The organism is Acidobacteriota bacterium, assembly GCA_030949985.1.
In the GTDB taxonomy this organism is placed as follows: Bacteria; Acidobacteriota; Polarisedimenticolia; order J045; family J045; genus JALTMS01.
This window is the reverse complement of record JAUZRX010000061.1, coordinates 1-7,626: the sequence shown is the minus strand read 5'-3', so window position 1 is coordinate 7,626 and position 7,626 is coordinate 1. Positions and strand designations below refer to the sequence as shown.

Here is a 7,626-nt window from a genome sequence, read left to right as displayed (position 1 = left end):
CTGGAGATGTTGCCGCCCTCGCCCCGTCTGCTGGTGCTCGGTAGCGGCACCGGCACGGAGTGCGTCAGCCTGGCCTCGGGCGGTTGCGAGGTGGTCGGCGTGGATTTCTCGCAGGCCATGGTTCGTACCCGGCGCCGCCGGCTCGCGTCCAGCTTCTCGAGAGACTTTGCCGGTGGATTCGCCCCGGGGGCGTGATCGCGGCTTGCCGAGGGGCCATGAGCGGCTGGCGCACGTCGGGGTTAGCGGTGGCGTATATGAGATTTCTTGACTAGCGGCGGGAAAAGGAGGAAGGTTCGTACCTCGTTCTCGAGGGTCTGGCCGCCTCGTGCCGGAGGTGGGTGAAGGAGCGCAGAGCCATGGGGAAACCAAGGGTTGTGATGATCGGGATTGGGAACTGGGGCAAGAATATTGCGCGCAATTTTGCGGAACTTTCGGCCCTGGCCGGGATCGTCGAGGCTTCGGAGGCGCGCCGGGAGTTCGCGCGGCAAAAGCATCCGGATGTGCCTCTTTTTGAGAGCCTTGCCGAGGCCAGCGATGCGATCGGCTTCGACGCGGTGGCTATCGCGACACCGGCTCCGACACACGCGTCGGTCGCCCTGGAAGCGCTCCGGCGGGGCTACCACACCTTCGTCGAGAAGCCGCTGGCACTGAGGGTCGAAGATGGCGTTCGACTGGTAGCGGCGGCGCGTGACGCGGGCAAGAAGTTGATGGTTGGTCACCTGCTTTTGCACCATCCGGCGATCCGCAAGATCAAGGAACTCATCGACGACGGCAGTCTCGGTGCGCTGCGAACGATCTACTCGCACAGGCTCAACCTCGGGACGGTGCGCAAAGAGGAAAACGCTCTGTGGAGCTTTGCTCCTCACGACATCTCGGTCATTCTCCACCTGCTCTCGGAGGTTCCGACGGAGATCCAGTGCTCCGGTGGCGCCTTTCTCCAGCCGGGGATTCACGACACCACCTTGACGGCTCTCAGCTTTCCCAGCGGAGCGTTCGCCCACATCTATGTGAGCTGGCTGCATCCTTTCAAAGAGCATCGCCTGGTTGTCGTTGGTGACAAGAGGATGGCCGTTTTCGAGGATACGCGTGCCCGGGACAAGCTTCTTCTCTTCGATTGCGGAATCGATTTTATCGAAGGCGATCCCGTCAAGAGGTACACCGAGGCCGTTCCGGTCGAATATCCGCAGATAGAGCCGCTGCGAACGGAGTGTCAGCACTTCCTCGAAAGCATTGCGAAGGACGAGGCTCCCCTCACGGACGGTGAAAACGGCCTCGAAGTGCTGCGCGTGCTGGAACGCGCCCAGGCCGCACTGGTTGGCAAGGCGGCCGCGGCCCCGGCCTACCGCAGCACGGCGCAGGACGGCGCATACTTCGTTCACGACACGGCGATAGTCGACGACGGCGTTTCGATCGGCCGTGGCACCAAGATCTGGCATTGGAGCCACGTGCAGTCCGGCGCGAGGATTGGCGAGAAGTGCGTTCTGGGCCAGAACGTGAACGTAGGCAACAACGTCGTTATCGGGAAGGGGTGCAAGATTCAGAACAATGTCTCGGTCTACGAGGGCGTTGAACTCGGCGACTATGTTTTCTGCGGGCCGTCCATGGTCTTTACCAACGTCATCGATCCTCGCAGCGAATTCCCACAGCGGGGCTCCGAACACTACCTGCCGACAAAGGTGGGCAAGAGCGCGTCGATCGGGGCCAACGCCACGATCGTTTGCGGCAGTTCCATCGGCGAATACGCCTTCGTGGGCGCCGGGGCGGTCGTGACGAAAGACGTGGAACCCCACGCGCTGGTTCTGGGTAACCCGGCCAGGCGGGTCGGTACCGTCTGTCGTTGCGGCAAGACGCTGTGGTGGCACGCGAAGCCGAAACCGAAAGAATGTAAGAAGTGCGGCTTCGTTTTTTCTGAATAGCGAGTGTGGTGTCAGAGCGGTTGGCCGAGGAAGTCGATGATGGCGTCCACGATCCGGATGCCGGCGTCGCCCGCGCCATAGGGATTGTCCGTGATGGTGGGGCGGCCTCTCCGGTTCAAAGCCGCCCGCGCTTTGTCGAGATCAAGGCCGACCACGTGGTTCCAGCCCAACTCGACGGTCTCGACCCACTCTGTTTCATGCCGCAGCGTGACGCACGGCACACCAAGATAGAAAGCTTCCTTCTGCAGGCCGCCGGAGTCGGTCATGACCGCTTCCGCATGCTGGACGAGTTGGATCATATCCAGGTAGCCGGCTGGTTCGATGACACGGAGTGCGGGGGCGTCAAGAAGCTTGCTGAAGCCGAAGCGACCGGCGGCGGCTCGAGTTCGAGGGTGCAGGGGCAGGACGACTACACGGTCAACCCGGGCCAGCAGGTCGAGAGCCGCTTTGAGCGTTGCCGGGGTGTCGGTGGTTTCGGCACGATGGATCGTCGCGACGGTATAGGACTTCGGTTCCAGCTCGAGGCTCTCGAGAATGGTGCTCTTGGATTTGGCGGTATCGCGAGCCCAAGTGACCACATCGAGCATGGTATCGCCCACGAAGAGCACTCGGCCCTGTGCACGTTCTTGTTCGAGATGAGTCGTGGCTGCCGGACTGGCGGTCAGAAGAAGGTCGGAGACGGCATCGGAGACGACACGGTTCCGCTCTTCCGGCATGGCTCGGTTGAAAGAACGCGCGCCGGCTTCGACATGTCCCACGGGAACTTTCGCCATGGAGGCCGCAAGGGCGCCGGCCAGTGTGCTGTTCGTATCGCCGAAGATCAACAGAAAGTCTGGCCTCTGGTCTTCGATCGCGGCCGAGATTCCCAGCAGCATTTCGGCCACCTGCTTCGCATGCGCCGCCGAACCCACGCCGAGGTTGGCATCGGGTCGAGGTAGCTCGAGTTCTGAAAAGAAACTGCCGGACATCTGGTGGTCATAGTGCTGCCCGGTATGAAGAACGAAGTGAGAGAGGCCACGTGCGGCAAGGGCCTCCGCCACGGGGCGGAGTTTGACGAACTGGGGCCTGGCGCCGACAACACTGAGTACCTTCATTCGCTCACTCCGCATGATGGGCTGGCCGTATGACCAACTGGTCGATCAAATCAAGATAGCGACTCGAAGCCGTCTTCCAGGCAATGGGCTGGTACAACTCGAGGGCGTTCGAGATTCGTCGACTGATCTCAGCCGCAGGTCTTCCGAGGGCGTCGATCAGGGTGCGCGCAAGGGAATGGTGATCGTTGGCGGAAAAGAAGAAAAGCGCGTCGTCCGTTGGGAAGACGCGCTTGACCGCCCGGAGGTCCGAGGCGACCACCGGCAAGCCGATATAGACGTACTCGAGCAGCTTCGTGGCCAGTGACATGTCGAAGAAAGAGTCTTTGATGGTGGGTACGAGCCCGACGTGCATGTTGCGCAGGTGTTTGGGGATCTCCGTGAGGGGAACGCGACCGTGGAAGACGACTGCCGCGGTGAGGTCGAGATCCTGGACCAGGGCCCGGAGGTCGGGCTCGGAAGGCCCACTGCCGAATACGTTGAAAGTCGTACCGGGGAACGCTTGCAGGACTTCGGGCAGGGCACGAATCACAAGGTCGAGACCGTAGACGTAACTCAGCGTTCCGTGATAGACGAGGTTCTTGGTCTCCGGCCACAACGCTGTGGCTCGCGGTTCGCCGAAACTGGCCTCGTCGACTGCGTTGTAGAACACCTCTGGGCGACGCCGGAAGCGTCGCTCGAACGAGTCGGCGAGTTCATCGTTTACAGTCAAGACGAGGTCGGCGTGGCGCACGCAGTTCTTTTCGAGGAGGCGGAGGCCGCTTTCGATGCCGACGCGAGCGAGGCCGCCGTATTTGGAGGAAAAAAAGTCGGGCATGCTTTCGTGCAGATCAAGGATCACTTGCGTGCCCTGTCGACGTGCAGAGCGCGTTGCCCAGACCAGGAAGTCCGGCAATGTCGCAACCTGAATCAGCGACAGGGGTTCGTTGTCGGTCAGCTTGCGGATCAGGCGTGCTGAGTCTCGCGTCATCCGGAGGTATTGCTGAACATAGCGTGGCAGTGATGCCCGGGTCTTTACGAACTCGGCCTCGTGCACGGTGACGCCATTGCAGTCCCAACTGGCGCCGGGCGCCTGGCCGGCGGTGCAATGGACCAGGACCCGGTATCCGGCGCGTTGAAGGCATTCTGCCTGGCGGCGAACACGGGGGTCATCGGGGTAATACCCGTGAACAAGAAAGAGTAAGCGATGATCCTGACGCCGAGTCGCCATGGAGGAGCGGCCGTTCTTAGCGGCTCACCGCCCACTGGCGGACACATTCCGCGGCCCAGTCGATTTGCTCGTCCGTCAGTTCCGGGAAAATCGGCAGGGTCAGCAGCTCGGCGGCGGAGCGCTCCGCATGGGGGAAGGCGCCCTTCTCGTATCCCAGGCGGGCGTAGGCAGGCTGGAGGTGCAGGGCGACGGGATAGTGCAGTCCCGACTGCACCTGGCGCTCGCCAAGAAAAGCCTGCAGGTCGTCTCTTCCGGCCGTCTCGATCACGAAAAGGTGCCAGACGGGCTCGGCCTCCGGGCGGGTGGTCGGCAGGCGGACGCCGGGGATGTCCGCCAGCGCAGCCAGGTAGCGGTTGGCGCGACTGCGACGGGCCTCGTTCCAGGCATCGAGGTGGTTCAGCTTGATCGAGAGGAAGCGGGCCTGGATCGCGTGCAGCCGGGCGTTGTAGCCCTCCACCTGGTGGTGGTACTTCTTCGACTGCCCGTGGTCGCGAAGCTGACGAACCCGTGCGGCGTAGTCGGCGTTGTTGGTGGTCACCGCGCCACCCTCACCGCAGGAACCGAGATTCTTTCCCGGGTAGAAGCTGAAGGCCGCCAGGTCGCCCAGGCTTCCGGCGCGCCGACCGTTCCAGCGGGCGCCATGGGCCTGGCAGGCGTCCTCGATCAGCAGCAGCGAATGCTTGTCCGCGATGGCGCGGAAGTCCTCCATCGGGGCCATCTGACCGTAGAGGTGGACCGGCACGATGGCCTTGGTCTTGCCGGTGATGGCGGCTTCGGCCGCGGACGGGTCGAGAATCCGCGTTTCGGGGTCGCAATCGGCGAAGACAGGGGTCGCCCCGGTTTGGCTGATGGCTTCGGAAGTGGCGATGAAGGTGTTGGCCGCCGTGATGACCTCGTCGCCGGGGCCGATGCCCGCCGCGAGGAAAGCCAGTCGCAGGGCGTCGGTACCGTTGGCCACGCCGATGGCGTGGGCGGCCTCGCAATAGCGGGCAAAGCTCTCTTCGAACTCGGCCACCGCCGGCCCGCCGACGAAGGCGGTGTTGTCCACCGCGTCGGCGAAGGCGGCCATCAGCTCCTCCTTGAGCGGGCGGTGCTGGGCTTTGAGGTCGAGGAAGGGGACGAAAACAGGTTTCTTCTCAGTCATGGTCGGAAGACCTCCGTGTTGACTTCTTCTCCCGCGGCCGAATGACCCGCGCGGGGCTGCCGGCGACGATGGTCCAGGGGGGGACGTCCTTGGTGACCACCGAACCGGCGCCGACCAGGGCGCCCTCGCCGATGGTGACTCCGCACATGATGGTGGCGTTGGAGCCGATGGAGGCCCTCTTCTTGACCACCGTGGGGATACAGGTCCAGTCGTCGTCGTCCTGCATCGACCCATCCGGGTTGCAGGCATAGGGGTCGGGGTCGTTGATGAAGACGACCGAATGGCCGACGAAGACCTCGTCCTCGATGGTGACGCCCTCGCAGATGAAGGTGTGGGAGGAAATCTTGCAGCGGGCGCCGATTTTGGCCCCCTTCTGCACTTCCACGAAGCAGCCGATCTTGGTGTCGTCGCCCACCTCGCAGCCGTACATGTTGACGAAGTTGAAGTACTTGACGTTCTTCCCGAGCTTGACGTCGGGCGCGATGCTGATGCAGCGGTCCATGGCGGCTCTCCCGGCGGGGCGTCAGAGTTCGATACGGCCGCCGCCGGCGGCCAGCGAGGCATTCGTCGCTTCGAGAATCCGCACCACCCGCAGACCGGAGTGCCCGTCGGTCAGCGGCGGCTTGCCCGAACGGATGGAATCGATGAAGGCCTGGGCCTCGGCACGCAGGGGCTCGCCACCCGCCACCCGCGGTATGGTGATGTCCCCGTAGCGGTAGGTGTAGGGGAACTGGGAGTAGTCGTCGATCACGGCCGGGCCTTCCACGCTGCGGTCGTAGATCCAGATCTTTTCGGTGGGCTCGATGTCGTCGTAGACCAGCATGCGTTTCGAGCCCACGAGGACGGTCTGCCGGACCTTCTTGGGGTCGAGCCAGGAAACCTGCACGAAAGCCACCAGGTTGTTGTCGAATTCGAGTGTGATCTGGGCCACGTCTTCGGTTTTGGGGTTGATGTGGGCGGCGCCGGTGGCCTGTACGGCCCGGGGCATTTTACCCCCGGTCAGGTGGAGCAGGATCGAGAAGTCGTGGGGGGCCAGGTCCCAGATGACGTTGACGTCGTTGCGAAACAGGCCCAGGTTCAGGCGCTGGGAATTGACGTAGTACAGTTCGCCCAAGGTACCCTCGTCGAGGATCGACTTCATCTTTCGCACCGTGGGGGTGTACTCGAAGACGTGCCCCACCATCAGGGAGAGCTTGCGAGACTCGGCCTCCCGGATCATGGCTTCGCATTCTTCAGCCGTGGCGGCCATGGGCTTTTCGACCAGAACGTGCTTGCCTGCCTGGAGGGCGGCGATGGCCATGCGGGAGTGCAGGGCCACGGGCAGGGCGACGACGATGGCCTCGATGCGATCGTCGGTCAGCATCTTTTCGAAATCGGTGGTGGTTTCCACCGAGGGGTAGAGTTCCTTGAGGTGAGCCAGGCGCCCCTCGTCGAGGTCGCAGATGGTTACGACTTCCGACGCATTGAGCTGGTAGAAATTACGGATCAGGTTGGGCCCCCAGTAACCACACCCGACCACCCCGACACCGACGGCGGTGTTCCGATCGCTCACGGCTAATCCTCCCGACAGGACTAGTAAGCCTTGTCGAACAAAATGATGTAGGGGGTCTTGGCCATTATCTGTAAGTCAAGACCGAGGGACCAATTCTGAAGGTATCGGATGTCGAGCGCTACCATCTGGTCGAAGGAAAGCCGGTTTCTGCCGGAGACTTGCCAGAGGCCGGTGATGCCGGGCAGGGCGTCGAAGCGCATCTTGTGCCAGCGGCGGTACATCTCGGCCTCGTAAGGCAGGCAGGGGCGGGGGCCGACCAGGCTCATGTCCCCCTTGATGACGTTGAAGAGTTGGGGCAGTTCGTCGATGCTGAACTTGCGGATGAAAGGGCCGACCCAGGGGATGATGCGGGGATCCCTGGTGATTTTGTGGACCTTTGTGTCGCCGTCCTGGACTTCCGCCGCCTTGTCGCCCTCGATCCATTTCTTGACGTAATCCTGGTGGATCGAAGGGTCGTTCGCGACGTGCATCGAGCGAAACTTGTAGAACTTGAACGGACGGCCGCGGTAGCCGATGCGTTCCTGGGAGAACAGGACCGGGCCCTTGGAGAAGATCTTGATCGCCAGGGCCACGAGGAGCATGAGGGGGGAGAAAATCACCAGGAGGACCGCACTCACGGCAATATCGACCAGTCGCTTGAGGACGTAGTTGAAGCCGGTGATGTTGTTGCCTTTGGAGCCCAGTAGGGGAATGCCCGCGACGACCGAAAGAGT

General features: G+C 62.7%; 8 protein-coding genes. 2 read left to right on the top strand and 6 right to left on the bottom strand.

Annotated features, from left to right (window positions below; translation table 11 throughout):
* Both Q9Q40_12735 and Q9Q40_12730 read left to right on the top strand, forming a co-directional pair.
* Positions 1-195, top strand: a 195-nt coding sequence (locus tag Q9Q40_12735) for a class I SAM-dependent methyltransferase (GenBank protein MDQ7008090.1), incomplete at its 5' end; no start/stop codon positions are given.
* A gap of 143 nt (positions 196-338) precedes the next feature.
* Positions 339-1,916, top strand: coding sequence for a Gfo/Idh/MocA family oxidoreductase (locus Q9Q40_12730; protein ID MDQ7008089.1), 1,578 nt, complete (start codon positions 339-341; stop codon positions 1,914-1,916).
* Positions 1,917-1,927: 11 nt separating this feature from the next.
* On the opposite strand, the gene wecB is transcribed toward Q9Q40_12730, so the two are convergent.
* From wecB to Q9Q40_12700, 6 genes are all read right to left on the bottom strand, one after another.
* Entirely contained in the window at positions 1,928-3,010 is a 1,083-nt protein-coding gene (wecB, locus tag Q9Q40_12725) for a UDP-N-acetylglucosamine 2-epimerase (non-hydrolyzing) (protein MDQ7008088.1), read from the bottom strand.
* Positions 3,011-3,014: 4 nt separating this feature from the next.
* The gene (locus Q9Q40_12720) at positions 3,015-4,217 is read right to left on the bottom strand and encodes a glycosyltransferase family 4 protein (protein ID MDQ7008087.1); all 1,203 of its coding nucleotides are present in this window, start codon (positions 4,215-4,217) and stop codon (positions 3,015-3,017) included.
* A gap of 16 nt (positions 4,218-4,233) precedes the next feature.
* Entirely contained in the window at positions 4,234-5,361 is a 1,128-nt protein-coding gene (locus Q9Q40_12715; GenBank protein MDQ7008086.1) for a DegT/DnrJ/EryC1/StrS family aminotransferase, read from the bottom strand.
* The gene (locus Q9Q40_12710) at positions 5,354-5,863 is read right to left on the bottom strand and encodes an acyltransferase (GenBank protein MDQ7008085.1); all 510 of its coding nucleotides are present in this window, start codon (positions 5,861-5,863) and stop codon (positions 5,354-5,356) included. Before Q9Q40_12710 ends, Q9Q40_12715 begins: the two co-directional genes overlap by 8 nt.
* Before the next feature lie 21 nt (positions 5,864-5,884).
* Complete coding sequence (locus Q9Q40_12705; protein MDQ7008084.1) at positions 5,885-6,913, bottom strand: Gfo/Idh/MocA family oxidoreductase; 1,029 nt, start codon at positions 6,911-6,913, stop codon at positions 5,885-5,887.
* Positions 6,914-6,933: 20 nt separating this feature from the next.
* Positions 6,934-7,626: sugar transferase (locus Q9Q40_12700; protein ID MDQ7008083.1), on the bottom strand; the 693-nt coding region annotated here is incomplete at its 5' end.